General features: G+C 65.5%; 24 protein-coding genes. 16 read left to right on the top strand and 8 right to left on the bottom strand.

The window, feature by feature from the left end; genetic code table 11:
• The 4 genes from cysD to AC13EK_RS18895 form a co-directional block, all read right to left on the bottom strand.
• Positions 1-695: sulfate adenylyltransferase subunit CysD (cysD, locus tag AC13EK_RS18910; protein ID WP_483022325.1), on the bottom strand; the 695-nt coding region annotated here is incomplete at its 3' end.
• Positions 696-718: 23 nt separating this feature from the next.
• The gene (locus AC13EK_RS18905) at positions 719-1,975 is read right to left on the bottom strand and encodes an MBL fold metallo-hydrolase (protein ID WP_069338589.1); all 1,257 of its coding nucleotides are present in this window, start codon (positions 1,973-1,975) and stop codon (positions 719-721) included.
• A complete protein-coding gene (locus AC13EK_RS18900) occupies positions 1,972-2,985 on the bottom strand; it encodes a zinc-dependent alcohol dehydrogenase (protein WP_483022324.1) in 1,014 nt (337 codons plus the stop codon). The genes AC13EK_RS18905 and AC13EK_RS18900 overlap by 4 nt, the downstream gene beginning before the upstream one ends.
• A 21-nt stretch (positions 2,986-3,006) precedes the next feature.
• On the bottom strand, positions 3,007-3,828 hold the full coding sequence (locus AC13EK_RS18895) for an SDR family NAD(P)-dependent oxidoreductase (RefSeq protein ID WP_069338587.1): 822 nt from the start codon (positions 3,826-3,828) through the stop codon (positions 3,007-3,009).
• 151 nt (positions 3,829-3,979) lie between these two features.
• Here AC13EK_RS18895 and AC13EK_RS18890 point away from each other — a divergent pair, with 151 nt between their 5' ends.
• From AC13EK_RS18890 to AC13EK_RS18875, 4 genes are all read left to right on the top strand, one after another.
• Positions 3,980-4,846, top strand: a complete 867-nt coding sequence (locus AC13EK_RS18890; RefSeq protein WP_069338586.1) for a helix-turn-helix domain-containing protein — start codon at positions 3,980-3,982, stop codon at positions 4,844-4,846.
• 127 nt (positions 4,847-4,973) lie between these two features.
• A complete protein-coding gene (locus AC13EK_RS18885; RefSeq protein WP_069338585.1) occupies positions 4,974-6,125 on the top strand; it encodes a sulfotransferase family protein in 1,152 nt (383 codons plus the stop codon).
• Between the two features lie 3 nt (positions 6,126-6,128).
• Complete coding sequence (locus AC13EK_RS18880) at positions 6,129-6,596, top strand: VOC family protein (protein ID WP_069338584.1); 468 nt, start codon at positions 6,129-6,131, stop codon at positions 6,594-6,596.
• Positions 6,597-6,609: 13 nt separating this feature from the next.
• Positions 6,610-6,993 carry a VOC family protein gene (locus AC13EK_RS18875; protein ID WP_010336478.1) on the top strand — a complete coding sequence of 128 codons (384 nt, stop codon included), beginning with the start codon at positions 6,610-6,612 and terminating at the stop codon, positions 6,991-6,993.
• 1 nt (position 6,994) lies between these two features.
• Here AC13EK_RS18875 and AC13EK_RS18870 read toward each other — a convergent pair whose 3' ends face one another.
• Positions 6,995-7,807: an SDR family oxidoreductase gene (locus AC13EK_RS18870; RefSeq protein WP_069338583.1), complete on the bottom strand. Its 813-nt coding sequence runs from the start codon at positions 7,805-7,807 to the stop codon at positions 6,995-6,997.
• Between the two features lie 246 nt (positions 7,808-8,053).
• Between AC13EK_RS18870 and AC13EK_RS18865 the strand changes: the two genes are divergently transcribed.
• The 8 genes from AC13EK_RS18865 to AC13EK_RS18830 all read left to right on the top strand — a co-directional run bounded on the left by AC13EK_RS18865 (position 8,054) and on the right by AC13EK_RS18830 (position 16,958).
• On the top strand, positions 8,054-10,483 hold the full coding sequence (locus AC13EK_RS18865; RefSeq protein WP_069338582.1) for a TonB-dependent receptor: 2,430 nt from the start codon (positions 8,054-8,056) through the stop codon (positions 10,481-10,483).
• Between the two features lie 209 nt (positions 10,484-10,692).
• On the top strand, positions 10,693-11,373 hold the full coding sequence (locus AC13EK_RS18860) for a TetR/AcrR family transcriptional regulator (protein ID WP_010336475.1): 681 nt from the start codon (positions 10,693-10,695) through the stop codon (positions 11,371-11,373).
• A 42-nt stretch (positions 11,374-11,415) separates the two neighbouring features.
• Positions 11,416-12,399 (top strand): acrylyl-CoA reductase (NADPH), encoded by a 984-nt coding sequence (acuI, locus tag AC13EK_RS18855; RefSeq protein WP_069338581.1) that lies wholly within the window; start codon positions 11,416-11,418, stop codon positions 12,397-12,399.
• A 4-nt stretch (positions 12,400-12,403) separates the two neighbouring features.
• The gene (locus AC13EK_RS18850; protein WP_483022323.1) at positions 12,404-14,080 is read left to right on the top strand and encodes a class I adenylate-forming enzyme family protein; all 1,677 of its coding nucleotides are present in this window, start codon (positions 12,404-12,406) and stop codon (positions 14,078-14,080) included.
• Positions 14,077-14,976 (top strand): sugar phosphate isomerase/epimerase family protein, encoded by a 900-nt coding sequence (locus AC13EK_RS18845; RefSeq protein ID WP_069338579.1) that lies wholly within the window; start codon positions 14,077-14,079, stop codon positions 14,974-14,976. Before AC13EK_RS18850 ends, AC13EK_RS18845 begins: the two co-directional genes overlap by 4 nt.
• 27 nt (positions 14,977-15,003) lie before the next feature.
• Positions 15,004-15,765 carry an SDR family NAD(P)-dependent oxidoreductase gene (locus tag AC13EK_RS18840; RefSeq protein WP_069338578.1) on the top strand — a complete coding sequence of 254 codons (762 nt, stop codon included), beginning with the start codon at positions 15,004-15,006 and terminating at the stop codon, positions 15,763-15,765.
• On the top strand, positions 15,765-16,187 hold the full coding sequence (locus AC13EK_RS18835) for a nuclear transport factor 2 family protein (protein ID WP_069338577.1): 423 nt from the start codon (positions 15,765-15,767) through the stop codon (positions 16,185-16,187). The genes AC13EK_RS18840 and AC13EK_RS18835 overlap by 1 nt, the downstream gene beginning before the upstream one ends.
• Before the next feature lie 78 nt (positions 16,188-16,265).
• A complete protein-coding gene (locus AC13EK_RS18830; protein WP_017501849.1) occupies positions 16,266-16,958 on the top strand; it encodes a CDP-alcohol phosphatidyltransferase family protein in 693 nt (230 codons plus the stop codon).
• Positions 16,959-16,964: 6 nt separating this feature from the next.
• On the opposite strand, the gene AC13EK_RS18825 is transcribed toward AC13EK_RS18830, so the two are convergent.
• Positions 16,965-17,504, bottom strand: coding sequence for a cupin domain-containing protein (locus AC13EK_RS18825; RefSeq protein WP_069338592.1), 540 nt, complete (start codon positions 17,502-17,504; stop codon positions 16,965-16,967).
• A 185-nt stretch (positions 17,505-17,689) separates the two neighbouring features.
• Here AC13EK_RS18825 and AC13EK_RS18820 point away from each other — a divergent pair, with 185 nt between their 5' ends.
• From AC13EK_RS18820 to AC13EK_RS18805, 4 genes are all read left to right on the top strand, one after another.
• Positions 17,690-18,472, top strand: a complete 783-nt coding sequence (locus AC13EK_RS18820; protein ID WP_069338576.1) for a hypothetical protein — start codon at positions 17,690-17,692, stop codon at positions 18,470-18,472.
• A gap of 100 nt (positions 18,473-18,572) precedes the next feature.
• The gene (locus AC13EK_RS18815; RefSeq protein ID WP_069338575.1) at positions 18,573-19,310 is read left to right on the top strand and encodes an SDR family oxidoreductase; all 738 of its coding nucleotides are present in this window, start codon (positions 18,573-18,575) and stop codon (positions 19,308-19,310) included.
• 51 nt (positions 19,311-19,361) lie between these two features.
• Positions 19,362-20,831 carry an aldehyde dehydrogenase family protein gene (locus AC13EK_RS18810; RefSeq protein WP_069338574.1) on the top strand — a complete coding sequence of 490 codons (1,470 nt, stop codon included), beginning with the start codon at positions 19,362-19,364 and terminating at the stop codon, positions 20,829-20,831.
• Positions 20,832-20,862: 31 nt separating this feature from the next.
• Entirely contained in the window at positions 20,863-21,597 is a 735-nt protein-coding gene (locus AC13EK_RS18805) for a TetR/AcrR family transcriptional regulator (protein ID WP_069338573.1), read from the top strand.
• 264 nt (positions 21,598-21,861) lie between these two features.
• Here the strand turns inward: AC13EK_RS18805 and AC13EK_RS18800 are convergent, their stop codons facing one another.
• Positions 21,862-22,668 carry an enoyl-CoA hydratase/isomerase family protein gene (locus AC13EK_RS18800; RefSeq protein WP_069338571.1) on the bottom strand — a complete coding sequence of 269 codons (807 nt, stop codon included), beginning with the start codon at positions 22,666-22,668 and terminating at the stop codon, positions 21,862-21,864.
• A gap of 10 nt (positions 22,669-22,678) precedes the next feature.
• A complete protein-coding gene (locus tag AC13EK_RS18795) occupies positions 22,679-24,889 on the bottom strand; it encodes an acyl-CoA dehydrogenase family protein (RefSeq protein ID WP_069338570.1) in 2,211 nt (736 codons plus the stop codon).

Here is a 24,889-nt window from a genome sequence, read left to right as displayed (position 1 = left end):
GCCAGCGGGAAGCGGTCATCATCGACCATCAGCAGCATGCCGTCGCGCTCGACGGTGGGGCGCGGCGCAGCGAAATAGAGCGGCACGATCTCGATGCCCTCGAGCTGGATATATTGCCAGATGTCGAGCTCGGTCCAGTTGCTGATGGGGAAGACGCGGATGCTCTCGCCCTTGGCCTTGCGGGCATTATAGAGGTTCCACAGCTCGGGCCGCTGGTTCTTGGGATCCCAGCCGTGCGACGCGGTGCGGAAGGAGAAGATGCGCTCCTTGGCGCGGCTCTTCTCCTCGTCGCGGCGCGCGCCGCCGAAGGCTGCGTCGAAGCCGAACTTGTCGAGCGCCTGCTTCAACCCTTCCGTCTTCCACATGTCGGTATGGAGGGCGCCATGGTCGAACGGGTTGATGCCGCGTTCCTGCGCCTCGGGATTATGATGGACCAGCAGTTCCATCCCCGCGTCGCGCGCCGCCTTGTCGCGCAGATCGTACATTGCCCGGAACTTCCAGGTGGTGTCGACATGGAGCAGCGGGAAGGGCGGCGGCGAGGGATAGAAGGCCTTCTTCGCCAGATGCAGCATCACCGCGCTGTCCTTGCCCACCGAATAAAGCATCACAGGCCGCTCCGCCTCCGACACTACCTCCCGCAATATATGTATGCTCTCCGCCTCAAGGCGCTCCAAATGGGTCAGACTGCGTGCCATGATCGTACTTCCTGAAATGGGGGTCAGGCGGCCGGGAGCCGCTTTTCGGCGTCGGCGATTTCCGCCTTCAGCCACATGGTTTCGGACAGGTTGGTGCCGCCGCTGCGGGCGAGCAATTGTTCGAGCGCGGCCTTCTTGACGGTCAGCGCCGCCTCATGGTCGGGCGCGACGCCCAGCGCGATGTCGAGCAGGTGCAGCGCCTCCAGTGGCCGCCCGGCGGCGGCATGGACATGGGCGCGGGCGGCGAGTGCCCCGGCGCCGCCGGCCAGTTCGACCAGGTCGGGATAGACGGTCGGGCGCGGCACGCCATAAAGGGCAGTGGTGCCATCCTCATAATGGAACCAGCCGGCATTTTCCTCCCAGATGGCGCGGACGACCCAGCTGGTCTTGCCATGGAATTCGCCGATGCGAATATCGTCGGGCAGCGTGATTTCGCGCATCAGATCCTGGACATGCCGGCCGGCATTCATGCCGGCGATGGTCTCGCGCTCGATATAGGAAACGGCGGCATGCATCCGGTCGAGATCGGCGCGGATCGTGTCTGCGCCGCGGATCGGATCGCCATGGCCGGTGATGACCAGTTCGGGCTCCAGCGACCGGACATGCTCGAGCGACTGGAGATAGGCGCGCACCAGCCGGGGGCGGTCGCCGCGCATCGTCACCAGATTGGGCATGGAGCGCCACACCGGGCCGAACAGATTGCCGGTGAAGATGATCTTTTCCTCGGGCATCCAGACGAACACCGAGCAGAGCGTCTCGCCGCCGGGCGTCTTCACCACCTCGAACTTGCGGCCGCCTTGTTCAAAGGCATGGACCGTCTCGACCATCCGGTCGGGGATGATGCGCGGCGGCTTGGGCGGCGGACCGTCGCGCCGGGTCATCGATGCCCAGAGCTTGCCCGATCGGATGCCGAGGAAAGGGCCGAGCCGGTCGAAATAGTCTTCGGTGTCAACGAAATTGACACCCGTGATCACCTCCGTGCCCGGCTCCTGCTGGTCGGGCAGGGCGCCATAATGGTCGGGATGGGCCTGGGTGACGATGATGCGCTTCAGCGCGCCGGTGCGGTGGGGGGCGAACAGCCCCTTGTTGCGCGCGCCATTGCCCAGGAAGCCGGTATTGACCAGCAGGTCGCCATCGCCCGTCGTCACCAGATAGGCGTTGGAAATATCCTTCACCATGAAGATGGTCTCGGTGATCGCCTCTGCGTCGGTCTGACCTTGTCCGGCCATCACCAGAGCGCCCAGCGGCGTCTGCGGCTTCTCGGTGGCTTGCGTGCTCATGCGTCGGCTCCCTCGAACTCGATCATGACCTTGGCGGATTGCGGGCGGGCGGCGATCTCCAGCCCCTCGATCACCTGCGCGAAGGGCAGCTTGTGGCTGATCAGCGCCGCGATCTTGTCCTTGAGGCGCGGCATGGCGGCGATCACGTCGGGCATTTCGGTTGGATAGCCGACCGCCGTGGTGATCGTCATTTCCGTCGTCAGCATCGGGCCGGCGGGCAGCTCGATCGGCTTCATATAGGCGGCGGTGATGACGTGGCGGGCATGGGTCTTGGCCATGGCGATCACGTCGGACAGGATGGAGGGCGCCCCGGCCGCGTCGATATAGGCGTCGGTCTGCGCCTTCTCGCGACCAAACACGGTGGCGGTGCCATGGATCGCCTTGATCCGGGCGATCACATCTTCCTTCGCCGGATTGATCGTGTGGGCGCCGAGCGCGCGGGCGCGCTCCAGCCGTTCCTCGGCCAGGTCGAGCGCGATCACATCCTGGCACCCCCGGTCGATCGCCCACAGCACCATGCCAAGGCCGATCGGGCCGCAGCCGAAGATGACGACCTTGTCGCCCGCCCTGGCCTGCGCCCGGTTGACGCCGTGCATCGCCACCGACAGCGGTTCGCACATGGCGGCGACATCATAGGATATGCCGTCCGGGATCGGTAGCAGGCTGTCGCCCAGTCGCGCGTCGCGGACCAGCAGTTCCTCGGTAAAGGCGCCCTCCGGCCCGCCGCTGCCGATGAAGCTGGGGGTCATCATCGGGTTGATGATGACGCTCTGGCCGACGCTGACGCCCGTGACCTCGTCACCCACGATCATGATCTCGCCCGCGCCCTCATGGCCGAGCGCGGTCAGCTTGCCGGGGCCGGGAATGCCGCCATTCTTGATATAGCTGAGGTCGCTGCCGCAAATGCCGCAGGCCTTCATCTTCACGACGACGTCCTTCGGACCCGGCTCGGGCCGCTGATAGGCGTCGAGCCGGACGTCGTTCACATCATGGATGTTGAGCAGGTGCATCGGGGCGCTCCGTCGATCGGCTCAGAAGGCGTAGGGCGGGTAGACGAGGCTGCCGCCGTCGATGACGATCGTGTCGCCGCTATGGTAACGCGAGGCGTCGGAAGCGAGATAGGCGCCGATGCCCTCGAAATCCTCGATCGTGCCGGGGCGGTGGATCGGCGTCTTGGCCGAGAAATGCGCGTCGACGGCGGCCATGCGGGCCTTCATCTCCTCGCTCATTTCGCCATCGCCGCCGATGCCGGTCTTGATATAGCCCGGCGCAATGCTGTTGGCGCGGATCTCGTACTTGCCCAGTTCCGCCGCCATGCCGCGCACCGCCGCACCCATGCCGCCCTTCGACGCGGCATAATTGTTGATGCCGGCAATGCCGTGGAACATCGACAGGCTGCCGCAATAGACCAGGCTGCCGCCCGGCTCGCCGGCTTCTGCGCGGGCGACCATCGCCTTGGCCCCTTCGCGCAGGGTGAAGAAGGCGCCGTGCAGGTTCACCGCCAGCAGATCATGCCATTCCGCCGCATCCAGCGTCAGCACCGAGCGCGAGCGCGAGGCGCGGCCCGAATTGGCGAAGACGCAGTCGATCCGGCCGAAATCGGCGAGCAATTTGGCATAGCCGTCGATGATCGCTTCTTCCGATGCGACATCGACCTGATAGGTTTCGACCCGGCCGGCGCCGGCTTCGCGCAGGGCGGTAGCGGCGGCTTCGTTCTTGTCCGCGTTGCGGGCCCAGATGGCGATGTCGCCGCCCATCTTGGCGACGCCCATGGCGAAGCCCAGGCCAATGCCGCCATTGCCGCCGGTGACCAGCGTGACCTTGCCCGTGCAGTCGAAAAGACCCTTAGCCATTCATCTCTCTCCATAGGGTGCCGCATCGTTGGCGGCTTGCCTGATGGCCCAAGGATGGGGGCGACTCCGGCGCCGACGCAATTGACCAGACTATCGAGAATGAGCCATAGTGCAGCGATAGGGCCAAACATGGCCAGAGAGCGGGGGAGCGATGGCGGAATCCTATGCCAGGTCGGTTTTCGAGGCCGAGATTGCGGTGCCGCTGGCGCAGGCGCGGATCATGCGGCTTGATCTGGCGGGGCCGACCGACCGCATTTTCCGGCGCGAGCGCCATTATTGGCTCGACATGTGTCTGACCCCCCGGCCCGAGCGGGTGCGCGGCTGCTATGCCGAGCATTGGGGGCCGCATCGCTATGAGCGGCTGGGCGAGATTTTCCTGGTGCCGCCGGGGCAGGCCTTGCGGTTGCGGACCGAAGGGCAGGGCAGCCAGTCTTCGGTTGTGTGCGAGATCAAGGCGGAGGCGATCGACCGCTGGCTCGACGGGCCGATCGAATGGACCGACAGTCGGCTCGCCGCCTGCCTCGACATCGCCCATCCGCATATGCGCGCCTGCCTGTTCCGCCTGGCGGAGGAGGTGAACCGGCCGGGGCCGGGCAGCATCGTGCTGACCGAACTGATCGCCGGGCAACTGGCGATCGAGGTGGCGCGCTATTGCCAGGCGATCGCCGAGGGACCGGCGACCGGGGGGCTTGCCACCTGGCGGCTGCGGCGGATCGACGAGCGGCTGCAACTGGGCGGCGCGGCTCCTTCGCTGGAGGAACTGGCGACCCTGTGCAACCTGTCGGTGCGGCAACTGACGCGCGGTTTTCGCGCCAGCCGGGGCTGTTCGATCGGCGACTATATCGTCCAGTGCCGGATCGATGTCGCCAAACGCTATCTGGGGTCGAGCGAGAGCATCAAGGAGATCGCCTTCGCGCTCGGATTCGCCTCGCCTTCCAGCTTCGCCTTCGCCTTTCGCCGCGCCACCGGGGCGACGCCGCGCCAGTTTCGCCAGCATCTGACATCGCGCCCGCGATAGGGGCTGGCCGCGCGCTTCTGATATGGCCCGATATCGATAGTGCGGCCGGGCCGCTTCATCGGGCAGCATTGGCGCGCATCGCCCTGCTGCCCATGATGGCGGCAAAAGACATCAGGAGAGACATGCCATGGGCGCTGCTTTGGTTGCCGACGCGCTGATCGACCGCGCGATCAAGGCCACCGGCCTAGATCGCTTCGATTCCGACAGTTATCGCGAAGGGCTGGACATATTGCTGGCCGACGCGAACCAGGCCGGCCTGTCGGACAGCGGCTATGCCCGGATGGAGGCCAATGTCGTCGACCTCCTGTCCAATCGCCTCAGGACCACCGATTATCTGGCGCAGCGGCCCGAACTGCTGGAATGGCCGGTCGAACGGCCGGTCTTCGTCTTCGGCATTCCGCGCACCGGCACGACCCTGCTCAGCAATCTGCTGGCCTGCGATCCGGCCCGGCGCTCGCCGCTGACCTGGGAGATTGACGAACCGGTGCCGCCAGCGACCAGCGCGACGCTCAAGAGCGATCCGCGTGCCATCGCCCGGCTTGAGCAGGAAAAGGCGATGCTCGCCGCCCGGCCGGAAATGGGCAAATATTATCGCAATTCGGCCGTCTATCCCAATGAATGCATCTTCTTCATGGCGCATGATTTCAAGGCGCTGGCGCTGGAATCGCGGGGGAAGCTGCCCAATTATCGCGACTGGCTGTTCTCGACCGACATGACGTCGGCCTATGCATATCACAAGCGCTTCCTGCAATTGCTGCAGGCCGATGCGCCGGGCGTGTGGAACCTCAAAATGCCGAGCCACAGCCTGTGGATCGAGACGATCCGCAAAATCTATCCCGACGCCCGCTTCATCTGGACCCATCGCGATCCCTACACCGCCATGGGCAGCTTCTGCTCGATCATCAGCCTGGGGCAGATGGCCTTTACCGGCCGGGTCGATCCGCAATGGCTGGCGGAAAATTGCACCTATCAGGCGAAGCTGCATGCCGACCGCATCATGGATGCGCGCGCGCGGCTGGGCGAAGACAGCATGGTCGACGTCCATTATGCCGACCTCACCAGCGATCCGATCGGGACGATGCGCCGGCTCTATGCCGCGCTGGGCGACGATTTCACGCCGGAGGCGGAGGCCGCGATGCAGGCCTGGCTGGACGACAACCCGCAGGGCAAGTTCGGTCGCCACGACTATAAGCTAGCCCAATATGGCCTGTCGGTGGAGCAATTGGCGCCGCATTTCGAGCGCTATCTGTCGCGCTATGACGTCGCGCGGGAGGGCTGAGCCATGCTGACCGGTCATCATTTCCAGAACGCCTATGTCACCCGCAATGTCGACAAGGCCGTTGCCCAGTTTCGCGACCAGGCGGATATCCGCACCCTGTCGGAGATCGAGGTGCCGGTGCAGCTCTGGACCCCGCAGGGCGAGGGGCAGGGGGTGCAGAAGCTCGCCTTCGTCTGGGTCGACGACATGCAGTTCGAACTGATCCAGCCGATCTCGGGCGATGTGCTGGCGCTCTATCGCGATGCGCTGCCCGCCGATGATCGGCTAGTCTTCCACCATATCTGCAACCGGGTAGATGACTGGGCCGCCTTCATGGAGCGGGTCGAGGATCAGCCCTATCCGGTGGTGCTGAAAGGCGGGACGCCGGGCATGCTGGAATTCGTCTATCTCGATACGCGCGAATGGCTGGGCCATTATGTCGAATATGTGTGGATGGGCGCCGATCGCTGGCGCGGCATGGGTGGCCTGTAAAGGAGAGTGACAGATGATCAGCATGGCCCGCTTCGGCACCCGCGACCTCGACGGCGCGAAGCGATTCTATGACGGCATTGCCGGACTGCTGGGCGCGGTGCGCGCCTATGACCGGCCGGATCTGGTCGCCTACAAGACGGCCGAGGGCGGCATGCTGCTGATCGGCATTCCGTTCGAGGGGGATGCAACGCCGGGCAATGGCAATCAGGTCGGCATCCAGGCGGACAGTCGGGCACAGGTCGATGCGGTCCATGCCCGCGCGCTCGAACTGGGCGGCAAGTGCGAGGGCAAGCCCGGCATTCGCGGTGATGATCCCAACGGCTTCTACGGTGCCTATTTCCGTGATCTGGACGGCAACAAGATGACGATCTTCCGCTTCGGCCCGCCCGACGCCTGATTCACAGCAGGCTGCCGCCGTCGACCGGATAGACCTGGCCGGTGATGAAGCCGGCCTGGTCCGACGCCAGATAGACGGCGAGTGAGGCGACTTCCTCGGCAAAGGCGACGGGCCGGCCCAGCACCGTCTGGCGCGACCGCTTCTCCATGTCCTTTGGGCTGGTGCTGGCAAAGGCCCGGCCGAAGAAGTTGCGATCGGGGTGGAATCGGCTGCCGCTGGAGAAGGCGGCGGGATCGCGCGACACGGTGCCATAGGGGGCGACGCAATTGACGCGGATGCCGTGCGGCCCGACTTCCTTCGCCAGCACTTTGGTAAAGCCGTGGACTGCCGCCTTGGCCGCCGAATAGACCGGCAGCATATAGTCGCCGACGATGCCCGCAGTGGAGCCGATATTGACGATCGCGCCCGCCTTGCGCGCGATCATGCCGGGCAGTGCCGCATGGGTCATGCGCAGCAGTGTGCCGAGGTTGAGGTCGATGTCGCCGGCCCAGCTCGCCGGATCGGAATCGACGAAAAATCCCGCGCCGATATTGCCGCCGACATTGTTGACCAGGATCGCGACCTCGCCCAGCGCGGAGGCCGCCGCCAGAATCTGCCCTGGCGCGGCCGGATCGCTGAGGTCGGCCGCCACGAAATGGGCGTCCTGCGCGCCGGTGGCGATCGCCTGCTCCACCAGCCGGGCGCCAGCCGCCTGGTCGCGCCCCACTGCGACCAGCTTCACCCCTTCGGCTGCCATTCCCAGGCTGATGGCGCGGCCGATATTGGCGGTCGCGCCGGTCACGATCGCGACCCTGCCCGTCATTTGCATGTCCATTGCGCTCTCCCCTCTCATGCGCCATCGGCTGGCGATCATGCAGGGGGAATGGGCAGGCGCAAATCGCCTGGCGGATCAGTGACGATCTGGTGGAATCGCGATGGCGATATGTCGCCATCTGCAAGGCGGCCGGGCTTCTCGGGCCGCCAATATCAGGCATAACGAGAATCAACCAAAGCAAAAAAGATCACTGCATCAATGGTGACTCAATAGTCAACATGATGTTTATTTGGGGAGGCTTCACTTATGAATCGCATGTCGGCCTATTATTTGATCGGCGCGAGTGTCGCGGCACTCACCATCGCGACGCCGGCTCTTGCCCAGGCGCCCGAGGAGCAGGCTGCAACCAGCAACACCGGTTTCGACGCCCAGATCATCATCGTCGAGGCGCGTCGTCGCGGCGAAGACATTCAGGACGTGCCCGCGGTGGTTAACGCGGTCACCGAACAGGCGATCGGCAACCTCAACATCCGCACCTTCAACGAAGTCCAGGCGCTGGCGCCGGGCCTTGAACTGACCAACAATGCCAATGGCATCGGCGGCAATGCGCGCCTGCGCGGCGTGAATTTCGACGCCAATGCCAGCGGCAACAGCGGCACCATCCAATTCTACTTCAACGACGCGCCGCTCTCGCCGGGCGCCGTGCTGCAGCAGATGTACGACATCGGCCAGATCGAAGTGCAGCGCGGGCCGCAGGGCACGCTGCGCGGCCGCGCTTCGCCGTCGGGTTCGATCACCATCACCACGCGCAAGCCCGACCTCAACCAGTTTGGCGGCTTCATCGACTGGACCGGCAACGATATCGGCACGCTCAACTTCAAGGGCGGGCTCAACCTGCCGATCATCGAAGGGATCGCCGGCATCCGCGTGTCGGGCGTCTGGAACGAGGATGATGCCGATCGCGTTCGCCCGATCAGCGGCGGACCGAGCCCCTGGTCGCGCACCAAGAGCACGCGCATCGTCGGCACGATCGAGCCGACCGACTGGCTGAAGCTGGAGGGCACCTATCAATATATGGACCGCGATGCGCGGACCTATGACCAGGCGATTTCCTTCAGCGAAGCCAATCCCGACGCCACGCCCAGCCCGGTGCTGATCACGGCCAAGGATCGCCTGTCGATCCAGGAACAGCCGCGTATCATCAACCAGCGCTTTGACATCTTCAACTGGCGGTCGGAACTGGCCTTTGCCGGCCAGCGCCTGATCTATCAGGGCATGTATACCAAGCAGAAATTCCATTCGACCGACAATGTCGACGATGGCAATTTCTTCATCGGCCGCGACGTCAACCAGATCACCGACACGGTGGCCAAGGAAACCTCGCATGAAATCCGGTTGCAGAATGAAGAGCGTGTCTTCGACATGTTCGACTATGTCATCGGCTTCTTCGACGACCGGCTCAACCCGCCGACGCACCTGACCTCGCCGACGATCGTGCGCCTGCCTGCGGCGCTTGGCGGTCGCATCGCCTCGGTCGTGCAGACCGAGATCGACCGCACCGGCAAGTCGCACGAACAGTCCTTCTTCGGCAACCTGACCGCTCATTTCGGCGAGGCGACCGAACTGGCGGGCGGCCTGCGCCAGATCAAGTATAAGTCGAACAACTATCTGACGGTCAACGGCAACACCATTGCCGCGGACTCGCAGGATACCGACAAGCTGATCTACAGCGCGTCGATCAAGCATAATTTCACGCCGGACTTCCTGGTCTATGCCGCCACCGGCAGTTCCTTCCGTCCGGGCATCAACGTGGTCGGCGACTTCAACATCGCGCCGTCGGCGCTGGAGCGGTCCTTCCTCGACCTGCCGCCCGAAACCTCCAAATCCTATGAGCTGGGCTTCAAGAGCACGCTGATGGGCGGGCGGATGCGCTTCAACGTCACCGCCTATCACCAGAAGTACAAGAACTTCCCCTATCGCGTGCCCAACAACGGCGTTTATTATGTGAACACCGTCGCCGTCCGCAATGCGGCTGGCCAGGTGACCGGCACCGCGCAGCAGGTCGGCTCGTTCAACTTCGTGGGCGCCGTCCCGGTCGAGGTGAACGGCGTGGAAAGCGAACTGGGCTTCGACATCACCCGCAGCTGGAACGTCAATCTGACCGGCAGCTATTCGCTCGGCAAGATCAAGAACGGCACGATCCCGTGCAACGACCTGAACGGTGACGGCATCCCGGATCCGGTCGGCAATGCGCCCAGTCTGGCGGAGCTGCAGGGGGCTGTGGGCGCCGACAATCTGTCGGCTTGCGCCGTGAGCCAGCGCGCGGCCTTCCTGCCGCCGATCACCGCCACGTTGCAGAGCGAGTTCCACACGACCATTTCGGGCAAGACCGACGGCTTCATCCGTGGCCTCGTCAATTATAACGGCAAGTCGAAGGGCGATCCGGGCAATAATTATGACGATGTCAGCGCCTATGCGCTGGTCAATCTCTATGCCGGTATCCGCGATCCCGATGGCGGCTGGGAAATCTCGCTGTTCGCCAAAAATCTGTTCGACACGACCAAGGTGCTGACGCGGACCACCCCGCTCTTCACCGGCTATCAGCAGATCACCGGCTTCACCGCGACCGGCGCGACCACGGCGGCGGCGACCTATACCAGCACCTATACCGGTGCCACGGTCACCCCGCCGCGCGAATTTGGCGTCAATCTGCGCTTCGCCTTCGGTTCGCGCTGATCCATCCGCGCCAAGGGCCAGACGATCGGCCGGGCAGCCCCAGGGGTTGCCCGGCCGATCGGCGTTTGGGGCCATGGCCTTCGCGGGAGCGATGAGGGTGCGGCCGCCGGGCCGCAGCGATTGACTCTGGCCCCGGAGCGGGCAGGGATGGAGCCGATCAACAGGGCTGATCATTATAGGCTCTGAACGATCAACCTAGGTGAGGCAGCATGACGGACATTCGGAAAAGGCGCGCCCGCGATCCCGTGGCGACCCGCGAGGCCATATTGGAAGCCGCCCGTGCGCTGCTGGCCAAGGATGGGCCGGATGGCGTCAGCCTGTCGGAAGTGGCCCATCTCGCCGGCGTCAATCGCGGCACCGCCTATCAGCATTTCGAAACCCGCGAGAAGCTGATCGAGGCGACTGCGGACTGGGTGTCGGAGCGCATGTTCCGTTCGGTCTTCGGCGATCCCGAGACGATCGGCGAGCGCCGGGTCGAGGAAGTCGACATTGCCGACACCACCGACCGGCTGGCGCTGTTCGCGATGGACAATCCCGAGCTTTGCCGCATCTGGCTGCTCCAGCTTCTGGCCTCGCCCGATCCGATGGCCGATCCCTTCTGGCGCGAATATGAAGGTTCGCTCCAGCGCTTCGCCAACAGCGATCTCGCCGAAGACGGCGTCGATGCCGAAGTCCTGTCGGTGCTGATGCTGGCCGGCGCCTTTCTCTGGCCGATCTGGGCGCGCAGCCATGCGCGCGAAGAGGGGGAACGGCGCGCGCTCGGTCGTCGCCTCGCCCAGGAATGCCTGCGCCTGTGCATGTTCGGATCGATGCGCAGCGACAAATTCCCCGACATTGCCGAGCGGCTCGGCCGTCCGCTCGCGCCGCTCCCCAGGGTTGCCCAGGGATAGGCAGCCCGATTTCCCTTTCTCTCTTCAAGAAGGACCGACCGCATGTTTTCCGCCATCCTGATCGAAAAGACCGACGACAAGCAGAGCGTGTCGCTCGCCCAGATCGATGAGGCGCAGCTGCCCGAGGGCGATGTGACCATCGACGTCGATTATTCGACCCTGAACTACAAGGATGGCCTGGCGATCACCGGCGCCTCGCCGGTGGTGCGCAAATTCCCGATGGTGCCCGGCATCGATCTGGTCGGCACCGTCCGCAGTTCCGACCATGGCGACTGGAAGGCCGGCGACAAGGTGGTGCTGAACGGCTGGGGCGTGGGCGAGGGCCATTGGGGCGGCCTCTCCCAGGTTGCCCGGCTGAAGGGTGACTGGCTGGTGCCGCTGCCCAGCGCCTTCATGCCCAGCCAAGCGATGGCGATCGGCACCGCCGGCTACACGGCGGCGCTCTGCGTCGAGGCGCTGGTGAAGGCCGGCGTGACCCCGGACCAGGGCGAAATCCTCGTCACCGGCGCCACCGGCGGCGTCGGCAGCGTCGCGGTTGCCCTGCTCAAGAAGGCGGGCTTCACCGTGATCGGCTCCACCGGCAAGTCGGCCGAGGGCGACTATCTCAAGACGCTGGGCGCCGACGGCGTGATCGACCGCGCCGAACTGTCGGAAAAGGGCAAGCCGCTGCAGAAGGAACGCTGGGCCGGCGTGGTCGACTCGGTCGGCAGCTTCACCCTCGCCAATGCCTGTGCCCAGACCCGCTATGGCGGTGCGGTTGCGGCCTGTGGCCTTGCCCAGGGCGCCGATTTCCCGGCAACCGTCATGCCCTTCATCCTGCGCGGCGTGCGCCTGCTTGGCGTCGACAGCGTGATGGCGCCCAAGCCCGTGCGCCTCGCCGCCTGGGCGCGGCTGGCCCGCGATCTCGACCCGGCGCTGCTGGAGGTGATCGCGCAGGAAATCAGCCTGGGCGACGCAATCGGCGTCGCCGCCGACCTGCTCGCCGGCAAGGTGCGCGGCCGCGTCATCGTCGACGTCAACCGCTAAGCCGATGGCTGCGCTCTCGATCGTCGCCGGCCCGCCTCTTGCTGATGAGGAGGGCCTGGGCACGCTGACGCTCGGCGGCTGGCTGCGTGAGGTCACGCAGGCCCATGCCGGGCGGGAGGCACTGGTCTTCCACGGGCCCGAAGGCGTGGTCCGCTGGAGCCATGACGATCTGTGGGCGCAGGCCAATGCGGTCGCCCGGTCGCTGGTCGCCTGTGGCGTGGGCAAGGGCACGCGCGTCGGCGTGCTGATGACCAACCGGCCGGAATTCCTTTCGGCCGTGTTCGGCGTCGCGCTCGCCGGCGGCGTCGCCGCGACGCTCAGCACCTTCTCGACCCCGGCCGAGCTCGACCATCTGGTCCAGTCCTCGGCCTGCTCCGTTCTGCTGCTGGAGCGTAATGTCCTCAAGAAGGATTTCGGCGCGATCCTCGCCGATCTGGAACCGGCGATCGGTTTCGCGGGCGACGGCCGGCTCGTCTCCACCCGCTTCCCCTTCCTGCGCCATCTCGCCGCCGTCGACGGAGCGATGGGCCGGATCGAGGGCTGGAACGACTTCCTCGCGCGCGGTGACGCGGTCGATCAGGCGCTGGTCGACGCAACCGCCGCCACCGTCATGCCGGCCGATCCGGGCGTGCTCTTCTTCTCCTCCGGCTCCACCGCCAAGCCCAAGGGCATCATCAGCGCCCATCGCGGCCCGACCTTGCAGCTCTGGCGCTGGAAACGCTTCCTGCAGGCCAAGCCCGACGCGCGCGCCTGGTCGGCCAATGGCTTCTTCTGGTCGGGCAATTTCTGCATGGCGATCGGCGGCGCGCTGACCGGCGGCGGCAGCCTGATCCTGCAACAGACCTTCCAGCCGGCGGAAGCGCTGAGCCTGATGGAAGCGGAAAAGGCGACCATGGCCTTCGCCTGGCCGCATCAATGGGCGCAGCTGGAAGCCGCACCCAATTGGGGCGATGTCGACCTGTCCGCGCTCTATTATGTGAACCCGGCCAATCCGCTCGGCCGCCATCCGACCGTCAGCACCGACTGGCAGGAACCGATGGCCGCCTATGGCAATACCGAAACCTTCACGATCAGCTCGATCTTCCCGTCGGGCACGCCCGAAGAACGGATCGCCGGCAGCCATGGCGCGCCGCTGCCCGGCAATATCTTCAAGATCGTCGATCCGCTCACCGGCGCGGTCGTGCCGCTCGGCGAACGGGGCGAGATCGCGGTCAAGGGGCCGACCTTGATGCTGGGCTATGTCGGCATCCCGCTCGATGATTCGGTCGATGGCGAGGGCTTCTTCCGCACCGGCGACGGCGGCTGGTTCGACACGGAAGGGCGGCTGCACTGGGAAGGGCGGCTCAACGACATCATCAAGACGGGTGGCGCCAATGTCTCGCCGATCGAGATCGACAGCGTCATCAAGACCTGTCCGGGGGTGAAGGTGACCCAGACCGTGGGCGTGCCGCATGAGACGCTGGGCGAACTGGTGGTCACCTGCATCGTCCCGCATGAAGATGCGGCGCTGGACGAGGAGCGCATTCGCGGCTTTGCCAGGGAGCAACTGGCCAGCTTCAAGGTGCCTCGCCGCGTCCTCTTCTTTGCCGAAAGCGATCTCGAACTGACTGGCAGCGCCAAGATCAAGACCGCCGATCTCAAGGCATTGGTGGTGAAGCGGCTGGAGGTCGAGGCGGCGTGACCGAACCGGCCGGGCACTTGCGGGCGCCGCAATGCCTTGGTCGCCGGTCGCTTCTGCTGGGCGGTGGCGCGGCCTTGGTGCTGCCGGGCCAGGCGGCGGCGAGACGCGGCGCATCGACGCTTGGCCTGGCCGACACGACCGTGCGCAAGGAACTGGCGCGCGACTATGCCGGCACGCTGCGCGCGGTGGCGGCAATGGGCTATGGCCGGTTCGGCTTCCGCCTCGCTTCCTATGTCGCCAACGACCCGTCCGAACCCACGGCTCAGGACAAGGCCCGCATGGTGCGCGACGCGGGCATGACGGTGGGCGTGGTCCGGCTCGGCGTGCGCGGCGCGGACTATGACCGGCAGTTCGATCAGGCGGCGGCAATCGGCGCGAACATCGTCGCGCTGACCACTGCGCCGATCTTCATCGCCAGCCGCACGCTGGGACAGACGACGCGCGCCGCGCTCGACGCCTATATCCCGCAGCTCGCGGCGCTGGGTGAAAAGGCGAAGGCGGCCGGCCTGACGCTCGCCTATCATAATCATTGGTATGACCTGATGCCGATTGACGGCGACCGGCCGCTCGACCTGATGGCCAGCCAGATCGCGCCGGACCTGCTCTCGTTCGAAATCGACCTGGCCTGGGCCTGGTATGCCGGCGTGGCGCCGCTCGATCTGCTGGCGGCGCTGGGACCGCGCGTGGTATCGATGCATCTGAAGGATATCGACCGGAACCATGGCACGGCGATCACCGACCATGCGGTCACGCCCGGCCGTGGCGAGATGGGCTATGCCGCGCTGATGCCGCGTATCGCCCGGCTGACCCGCGCGACCGGCTATGTCGAGGTCGATAATCCCGAGGATGGGCTGGCGGCTGCACGCGCCGCCATGGCCTATCTGCGCGGGCGATAGGGTTTCAACCAGAATAGGAGGCAAAGGATGGCGGGACGTTTCGCGGGCAAGACCGTGCTGGTAACGGGCGGCGCGGCGGGGCTGGGGCGCGCTTATGCGCTCGCCTTTGGCGGCGAGGGCGCGCATCTGATCCTGGCCGACATCAACGACGCGGGGCTGGCCGAGAGCAAGGCGCTGGTCGAACAGCTTGGCGTGACTGCCACCGTCCACCGCGTCGACATGAGCGATGAAGCCGATATCCAGGCCTTCGCCGCCGACGTGCTGGCCGTCCATGACCGGCTCGACGTGCTGATCAACAATGCCGGCCTGCATCTGGGCGAGATTGCGCGCGGCTTCTTCGGCCTGGGTCAGGCCAAGTGGCAGCATTATTTCGCGGTCAACACCATCGGACCGCTGCTGCTGGCCGAAGCGTTGCGGCCGGCATTGGCGAAGGCGAAGGGCGTCATCATCAACAAGTCGTCGATGGCCAGCTACAACCCGGCCACTGCCTATGGCATCACCAAGGCCGCGCTCAACATCTTCACCCATGCGATGGCGATGCAGTTCGGCCAGGACGAGATACGCTGCGTCGGCATCGCGCCGGGCCTGATGGCGACCGAGGCGGCGCAGGACGGCGTTGCCGCCGACAATTGGGAACGGCTAAAGGGCATGCAGTCGGTCAAGCGCCAGGGCACGGCCGAGGATATCGCCAATCTCGGTCTGTTCCTCGCTTCCGACGAGGGCAGTTTCATCAATAATCAGGTGATATTGTGCGACGGCGGCAACCAGATGCGCGGTTTCCGTTTCTGATGGCCGCGCCCGATTTTGCCGGCTGGCTGGCCATCGCCAATGTGAAGGCGCGCTATTGTCGCCTGCTCGATACCAAGGATTGGGACGGCTTTGCCGCGCTGTTCACGCCCGACTTCCGGCTCGACGCGACCGGATCGGGCGGGCCGCTGCTGGAGGGACGCGACGATGCGATCGCCAGCGTCCGCGCCTCGATCGACGCCGCGCGCACCGTCCATCATGTCCATTCGCCCGAAATCGTCATAGACGGCGATGCAGCGACCGCCATCTGGGCGATGCAGGACCATCTGGTCTGGCCCGATGGCCGCAGCCTGATCGGCCATGGCCATTATCATGAACAATATCGCCGGGAAGACGGCCACTGGCGGATCGCCCGATCCCGTCTCACCCGGCTGGCGATCGACATGAAGGCGCCACCGGCCTGAACGGGAAGGCGGGCACCCTGTCGTCATGTGTGGAGGATGTTGCCTTGTCCGCGCCACATATCTCCTCGATAAGGGATCATGACAGATCAAAGACATGATGCGGCCACGACGCTGGACCGCATCCAGCAAAATTTCCTGGCACGCTCCGAACGCCAGCTTCTCACCTGGCTGTGCGCGCATATGCCGCGACAGGTCACGCCGGACCTTTTGACCCTGCTGGGGCTGATCGGCGCGCTGATGACCTTCATCGGTTATACCGCCAGCAATGTCGGTGCATCCTGGCTGCTGCTCGCGATCCTAGGCTATGTCATCCAGTGGTTCGGCGATTCCATGGATGGCAGCCTGGCGCGCTACCGCCGGATCGAACGGCCCTCCTATGGCTATTTCATCGACCATAGCTGCGATGGACTGGTGACCTTGCTGATCCTCGCCGGTATCGGCCTCAGCCCCTATGTCACCATGGATGTCGCCCTTGTGGCGCTTGCCGGCTATCTGCTGCTGTCGATCCACGCCTATCTCTCCGCCCGCGTGCTGGGGGAGTTCAAGCTCTCCTATCTGTCGGCCGGCCCGACCGAATTGCGGCTGATGCTGATCGCGCTGACGGTGATGATGATGGTGCTGGGCGACAAGCCCGGCCTGTTCGGGCGCTGGTCCGGCTTCGACATCTTCGTCGGCACGGTCGGGGTGATCCTGATCATCCTGTTCGTCGGCCAGACGCTGGTGACCGGGCGACGCCTGGCCGCGCATGAGGCGGCAAACGGCCGGGGCTGATCGCCCCTATCCGCCGCCGGGCTCGGGTCCGAAGGACAGGCCCGATGGCGGCGTCTCGCCTGTCCAATGCGTGCGCTGCGCCGCAACCTGCGCCACCGCCCGGTCCCAATAGGCGCGGTTGTTGGCGAGCATCCTGATGTCGAAGCTGTCGGCGCCGCGAAATTCCAGCACCTCGACGCCCTGGTCGCCGGGGACATAGGTGTAGGGGACGTTGGCGCCGACGAAGAAGCCGTCGCCCGCGCCCAGTTCCTCCGTGCCGATGCGCAATGATCCGGCGAGGATGAAATAGAGGCAGTCGACATCATGGCTGTGGCGCGGCAGCGGAAAGCCGCTGCGGAACCAGGCATGGGTGAGGCTGAGGCCCGGCATGGAAAAGAGCAGCTTCACTCGCGTGCCTTCCAGCATGCCGGCCTCGACCGCGGCGATGGAGCCTGCCATCTCGATCGGCGTCGGCGGCACCGTCGCCATCAGGCCGCTTTCCTCGAAATCGGTCGCATCCTTCGCGCGGAACAGGGCGAAGCGGGGCGCGGCTACGGGGTCGGTCATCACGCGTCCTTCCGGCATGATTGCGGCGCCAGGATGCGGAGCGCTGCCGACAGGGTCAATTCGCGCCCGCCTCTCAATGCCCCGGCGATCATTGGCCGGCGACTCTGGTATGTGCGGGGCATCCATGCTGGATTGCCGCCGCACACAGGGTCGGGACCAGCCGGCCGGGCAGCCGGGGACGAGGAATGAGCCTGTATACCACCATCCATCTGCACAATGTCGCGGCCGGCCGCGCGGAGGATTATGCCCGCTGGTTCGACGGCGCGCATCAGAAGGATCTGGCCCGGCTGCGCGGCTTTCGGTCGGCCGATCGCTATGAAGTCACGCCGCAGCAGATCATGCCCGACATTCCCCAGCCCTGGCGCTTCCTGTCGGTCTATGAGTTCGACTATGCCGCGCCGGAGATCGACCTGCCCGCGCTTGCGCCCTTGCTGGCCGATGTGCGCGACGCGGGGCTGATCGACGACAGCGACGAAAGCGAGCGCATCCACAGCTATGCGATGTATTCGGACTGGGTCGCCAGCCCCAATCATCAGGCCGACCAGCCCTTTTCCGGGGTGTCGATCATCCTCGCCAATTTCGTCGCCGGGCGGGAGGCGGAATATCATCACTGGTATGACACGGTTCATGGCCCCGAAGTGACGCGCGTGCCGGGCAAGGTGGCGATGAAGCGCGGCCGGCTGTCGCCTTTGCAAGTCGAGCCGCGCCGCTATTGTCCCGGCAGCGACCTGGTCTTCTGCGCCCAGCAGACCGACGACCTGCTGTTCACGGTCAAGGATTTCAGCGCCCGCGCGCGCGGCGTCAGCCCCAGCGGCGTCGCCTTCCAGCCGCGCTCCTCGGCCGGCTCCTTCGCCCGCACGGTCCATTATTTCGCCAGGGTCAGCGGCGCCCGCTTCTGGCCCGGCGGCATCGCCTATGATGGCGACCTGTCCGTCTATCCGGCCGATTTCGCGCGGCCGGCGGGCTGAGGGCGGGAACCATCGCAAGCACGATGCGGCATGGCCTTGCCCGGCCGAAGAAGCCATGCGCTATTAGCATGAAGTTTGAAAAGAACAGGTGGAGCGAGAGGTGAGCAAGGTCATCGTCATTACCGGTGCGGGCGACGGGCTGGGACGCGCATTGGCGCGGCGGTTCGCGCGCGATGGCGAAACCGTCATCCTGCTGGGCCGCACCCTGTCGAAGGTCGAGGCGGTCGCGCAGGAACTGGGCGAACCCCATTTCGCGGTGGCATGCGATGTCGGCAATCCCGATTCCGTCCGCGCCGCCTTTGCCGCGATCGCGCAGCGCCACCCCAAGGTCGACGTGCTGATCAACAACGCCGCCATCTACGAACCCTTCACCCTGGCCGAGGTGCGCGACGAGCAGATCGCAGCATCGCTCGCCACCAATGTCGCCGGCCCGATCCATTGTGCGCGGGAGGCGCTGCCGCTGCTGCGCGGGGGCGGCCATATCATCAATGTCACCAGCGAATCCGTGCCGCTGAAAATGCCGATGCTGTGGCTCTATGCCGGCGGCAAGGCGGGGCTGGAACTGATGTCCGACATGTGGGCGCGCGAACTGGAGCCCGAGGGCGTGCGCGTCACCGTGGTCCAGGCCGGCATGATGATGGACGAAACCAAGACCGGCAGCAGCTGGCCGATGGAGGTCGCGATCCGCTTCGCCCAGGAAAATGCCAAGGTCGGCCTCAATCTGCGCGAGCGCGGCATCAGCCATTATAATTCGGTCACCGACGTCTTCCGCGCCGTGCTCGACATGCCGGCGGACCTGCACATCGGATCGGTCGCCCTGAGCGCGCGCAAGCGCTGACCGGGCGACTTATCCACAACATCCACAGAAGTTATCCACAGGAAGGCGATCATGGCCACTCTTCCCGAAGCCAAGCTCTATATCGACGGCGTGCTGCGCGGTGCCGAAGGCGGCAAGACCTTTGAGGTGATCGGCCCCTGGACCGGCGAGCCGGTCGGCAGCGCCGCCGATGCCTCGCCCGCCGATGTCGAGGCCGCGATCGTCGCCGCCCGCCGCGCCTTCGACGCCACCGACTGGTCGACCAATGTCGACCTGCGCGTCGCGCTGGTGACGAAGCTGCGCGACCTGTTTCAGGCGAACAAGGAACGGCTGTCAGATCTGGCCCGGCATGAGGCCGGTGCCGCCATGGGCGCGGTCGGCCGTGCCCATGTCGACATGGCGCTCGACGGCTGGGACGATTATCTCGCCGTCTTTCCCAAGCTGGAATGGGAAAAGGATTATGGCGGCCGCATCGGCTATGGCTTCGAAAGCCTGCGCAAGGCGGTCTATGAGCCGGTCGGCGTGGTTGCGGCGATCACGCCGTGGAACGTGCCGCTCTATGTGAATGTCGGCAAGGTCGTGGCCGCGCTGCTGGCTGGCTGCACCGTGATCCTGAAGCCCGCGCCCAACACGCCGGGCATGGGCGCGATCTTCGGCGAACTGGCGGCGGAGGCGGGCTTCCCCGCCGGCGTCATCAATGTCGTTTTCGGCAGCGACCCGGCACTGGCCGGCGAGATGCTGGTCACCGATCCGCGCGTCGACCTTGTCTCCTTCACCGGATCGACCGGCGTGGGCAAGCGCATCATGGAACAGGGCGCCGCCACGCTGAAGCGCGTGTTCCTGGAACTGGGCGGCAAGTCGGCGAAGATCGTGCTCGACGATTCTGCCAATTTCGCGATGGACGTCGCCCAGACCATGCTGGTCTTCCATGCCGGCCAGGGCTGTGCCGTCCATTCGCGCCTGCTGGTGCCGCGCAGCCGCTATGAGGAGGCGAAGGCGATCCTCAAGCATGCCTATGCCAGCTTCGGCGACAATTGGGGCGATTTCGACAATCCCCAGCACATCATGGGGCCGGTCATTTCCAAGCGGCAGATGGAGCGGGTGCTGTCCTATGTCGATATCGGCCAGGCCGAGGGCGCGACCCTGCTGGCCGGCGGCAAGGCGCGGCCGGACAAGGGCGGCGGCTATTTCATCGAGCCGACCTGCTTCGTCGACGTCACCAACGACATGCGCATTGCCCAGGAAGAGATTTTCGGACCGGTGCTGGTGGTCATCCCGTTCGAGGATGATGCCGATGCCGTGCGCATCGCCAATGAAAGCAGCTATGGCCTGTCGGGCGGCGTCAGTTCGGGCAATCTTGACCGGGCGATCAATGTCGCCAAGCAGATCCGCAGCGGATCGATCAGCGTCAATGGCGGCATGTGCATCGCCGGCGACTTGCCTTTCGGTGGCTACAAGGCCAGTGGTGTAGGCCGCGAATGGGGCCTCGAAGGGATCGAGGAGTTCCTGGAAACCAAGCTGATCGCCTGGCGCGCCGCCTGAGGCGCGCGACGGGGCATGGATAGGACGGGTTTTGACGGCAAAGGCATCGATTGCGGCGGACGGGCCGTCAGAACCCAAGGGCCGGGGACGGGCCACCAAGGCGCTGAGCCATAATCTCAATGGCCAGCGCCTGGGTCGCAAGGGGCGCGACACGCGCGAACGTATCCTGGCGGCGACCAACGAATTGCTGGCCGGGCCGGTGGATGTCGAAATCTCGCTGAGCGCAGTCGCGCGCCAGGCCTCGCTCGGCATGACGTCGCTCTATAATTATTTCTCCGACCTCACCGAATTGCTGCTCGCCGTGCTGGAGCCGGTGATGGCCACGGCCGAGGCCGACTATGTCGGCCTGCTGCGGCCCCGATGGAGCGAGGAGGAACTGGGGGAGAAGGCGCTGGCCTTCGTCACCGCCTATCATGGCTTCTGGGTCAAGCACTCCCGCCTGCTCCACCTGCGCAACAATATGGCCGATCGCCAGAATGAGCGGATGATGCTGCATCGCGTCCATGCCGCCCAGCCGGTGATGCGGCTGCTGGTCGACCAGATGGATGGCGGCAGCGAAGAGGCCGGATCGCCGGTGTTCAGCATGGGCACTGCGCTGATGACCGGGCTGGAGCGTGTCGTCACCGTCACCACCGACATGGCGCTGCAGAATATCCTCCATTCGCCCCATCCGCTGGCGCGCACCCATTTGCTGCGGGCCGAGGCGCGGCTGATGGAATTGGGTATCCGCGACTATCGCGCGATGCTGCGCGACGCGCGCGCCTGAGGCGGGCGCGCGTTCGACTTATCCACAGGCTTATCGACAGAAGTTATCCACAGCTTTTCCCACGCCTATCTGTGGGAAAAGCTGTGGATAAGTGTGTGGATGGATGAAGGCGCTTGGCATGTGTTGGAAAATCCGGCCGTAGCCGGATTGCCGCACCAGCCCACACCCCCACCCGGCCTCCCATCAGGATACCATGTCTGGGAGGCCGGGTGGGGGTGTGGGCTGGTGCCGATGCGCCGGAGGCGCATTTCTCCAAACGAACTCCTATTCCTTCTTGCCGCCAATGCCCTTCAGATAGCGTTCCATCCCCTCCAGATAGGCGGGGTTCAGCATCAGTGCGCTATTGGCCATGCGTTCGACATGGCGCCCCATGGACGGGCCGACTTCGGCGGCCAGCTCGATCGCGATCTTGGCGGCACCCATCTGCTCGCCATTCTGCTTGGTGAGGTGACGGCAGAAGGCGAGGGCCGCGTCCTCGAAGCCCTCGTCGGGCATCACGTCATGCACCAGGCCCATGATGAGGGCGCGGTCGGCATCGGCCTTCTGATTGCCCATGATCAGCCAGCGCGCCCAGTGCGGGCCGCAGATGCGGGTCAGTCGGCTGACCCCGTTGGAGGCCGGCAGCACGCCGAACAGCCCTTCGGGGAAGGAGAAGGCGGCCGATTTGGCCGCCAGGCGGAAATCGCAGGACAGCGCCATTTCCAGCCCGCCGCCGACGCAGGTGGCGTGGATGGCGCAGACGATCGGCTTTTCCACATGCTCCATCTCGTCATAGATGCGTTGCATCCCGTTGAGCTGGAGCCGGTGATTTTCGCGGATGCCGCTGGGCGTGCGGGGATAGTCCCTGGGCGACCCGCCGCTCTTCATGTCCGCGCCGGAACAGAAATAGCGGCCGGTCGATCGGACTAGCATCACCTTCAGGTCCGGCGTGTCGCGGAAGCGGATCAGCGCCGCCTCGAACAGCGCCATCGTCTCGGCCGACAGGGCATTGAGCTTGTCCGGCCGGTTCAGCGTGGCGATGAGGATGCCATCCTGTTCCTGCGTCAGCAGATGGGGGGCTTCGTCCGTCATGCGATCTTCCTCAAGCGCGGGTGCGCGGCAGGCCCAGGCCCTTTTCCGCGATCATGCTGCGATGCACCTCGCTGGTGCCGCCATAGATGGTCGATCCCTGGGCGTGGCGATAGAACATGTTGATCTCCTCCGCCGGTCCCTTGCGCTTGGAGAGCGAGGCCGGGGCGGTGAGGTCGAGCAGGTCGCGCGCGTCGGTCAGGAATTTCTCCGAACTGAACATCTTGGCCATCGGGCCATAGGCATGGTTCGGCTTCTTTTCCGACATGACCCATTGGGCGCGATAGGTAATCAGTTCCGACGCCCACAGATTGGCGGCGGTGCGGGCCAGCCGCGCCTGCGCGCCGCCATCCTCGATCAGCGGCCTGCCCTTGTGGATAACGTCTCGGCATAGCGCTTCGCCGGCCTGCAGCATCTTGCGCTGATATTTGGCGAAGCCGCCGCCATGTTCCAGCTCCAGGCTGGCGCTCATGGTGCGCACGCCGCCGTCGATCTCGCCCAGTCGCCAGCTGTCGGGGATGCGCACGCCATCGTAGAAGGTGATGTTGGTGCGCTCGTCCTGGAAGGTGTGGACCGGCTGCACCGTCACGCCATCGGCCTTCAACGGCACGATGAACATGGTGAGGCCCTTATGCTTGGCCACGTCCGGATTGGTGCGGCAGAGCATCAGCACATAGGTGGACAGGTTGGCACCCGACGTGAACATCTTGGTGCCGTCGATCCGCCAGCTGCCATCCGCCTCCTGCGTCGCGCGGCATTGCGCCGCGAACACGTCGGAGCCCGATCCGGGTTCGGAATAGCCGAGCGAGCAGATCACCTCGCCGCGCATGATTTCCGGCAGCACCGCCTGCTTCAGCTCCTCGGTGCCGAAGCGGTGGATGATGAGCGACACCATCTGCGTCACATTGGCGGCGGGGTTATTATAGCCCTGCTCCTCGAAGGCATCCATCGCCGCCGTCTTCTCATAGGCGGACAGGCCCCGGCCACCGACATCCTTGGGCAGGCCGAGATAGAGGAGATTCTGCGCCGCCAGCTTGCGGTTGAGGGTGGGGTTATAGCCCTCCCAGCTATAGTGGAAGGTCGCCCGCATCTCCGGCGTGACGTTTGCGGCGAAGAAGGCGTTGATCTCGTCCTTGATCGTCTGCGCGGCTTCGCCCAGGTCGAAATCGACCGGCATCGGCCCGGCGTCGGGCAGGGCGGCGGCTTCAGCGGCGTAGAGCCGGCGGCCGGCCTCGTCGAGCCAGCGCTGCGGATCGCCGCCGATCAGCGGCCAGGCCTTGGCGCGCAGATTATAGAGGAAGATGTCATATTCGGTGGTGAGGCCATAGCCGCCGAAGGTGTGGAGCGATTGCGCCACCGCCTTGGACGCGCTTTGGGCGTTCCACCAGGTGGCGATCGAGATGGCAGCGCCGGCTTCGGGGGCGCCGTCGGCGAGGTCGCGGATCGCCTTCCACACCAGGAACTTGCCGCCGTCGATTTCGCACAATATGTCGGCCAGCGGATGGGAAATGGCCTGGAACTGGCCGATATATTGGTCGAACTGCTTGCGCTCGCAGGCATAGGCGGCCGCGAGCTTCAATGCCTCGCGGCCGATGCCGGCCAGACCGGCGGCGATCAGCAGCTTCCATTCCTCGATCCCGGCGGCGAAGGTCGCCAGCGCCTCGGCCCCCGATGCCAGCACCGTGCGCGGATGCGCCGACAGGTCGATCTCCGCGATCGGGGTGGAGGCCAGATTATCCTCCGCCTTGCGCGCCTCGGCCGGCACGGTGACGAGGATGATGTCGTCGCCTGACCGGGCCAGCACGGCTTCGGCCACCAGGCCACCGCCGATCCACTGGGCGGGTGTGTCCGCCACATCCTCGAACGCGAAGCCGGCGACCGCATCGCCCGCCAGCACCCGGCCAAGCAGGTCGGCCGTCGCCTCGCCGCCCAGCTGCGCCAGCAAGCGCGCCGCGATCAGCGCTTCGGCCAGCGGCCCCGAAGCCAATGTCCGTCCCGCTTCCTCCATCAGGATGGTCGCGTCGAACAGGCCAAGGCCCAGCCCGCCGGCCTCTTCGGGCACGCGGATCGACAGCGCCCCCAGCTCCGCCAGCCCCTGCCACAGGGCCGGGTCGAAGCCGGTCGGCGCGGCGGCGCGGACCCGCGCCATGCTGCTATGTTCGTCCAGGAAGCGCGCGAACATGTCGCGCATCATCTCCTGATCGTCGGTCAGGTCGAAATTCAT

This window comes from Sphingobium sp. L-44 (assembly GCF_056859495.1).
The sequence above is the reverse complement of the archived record's forward strand: the minus strand, read 5'-3'. Positions and strand labels throughout refer to the sequence as shown.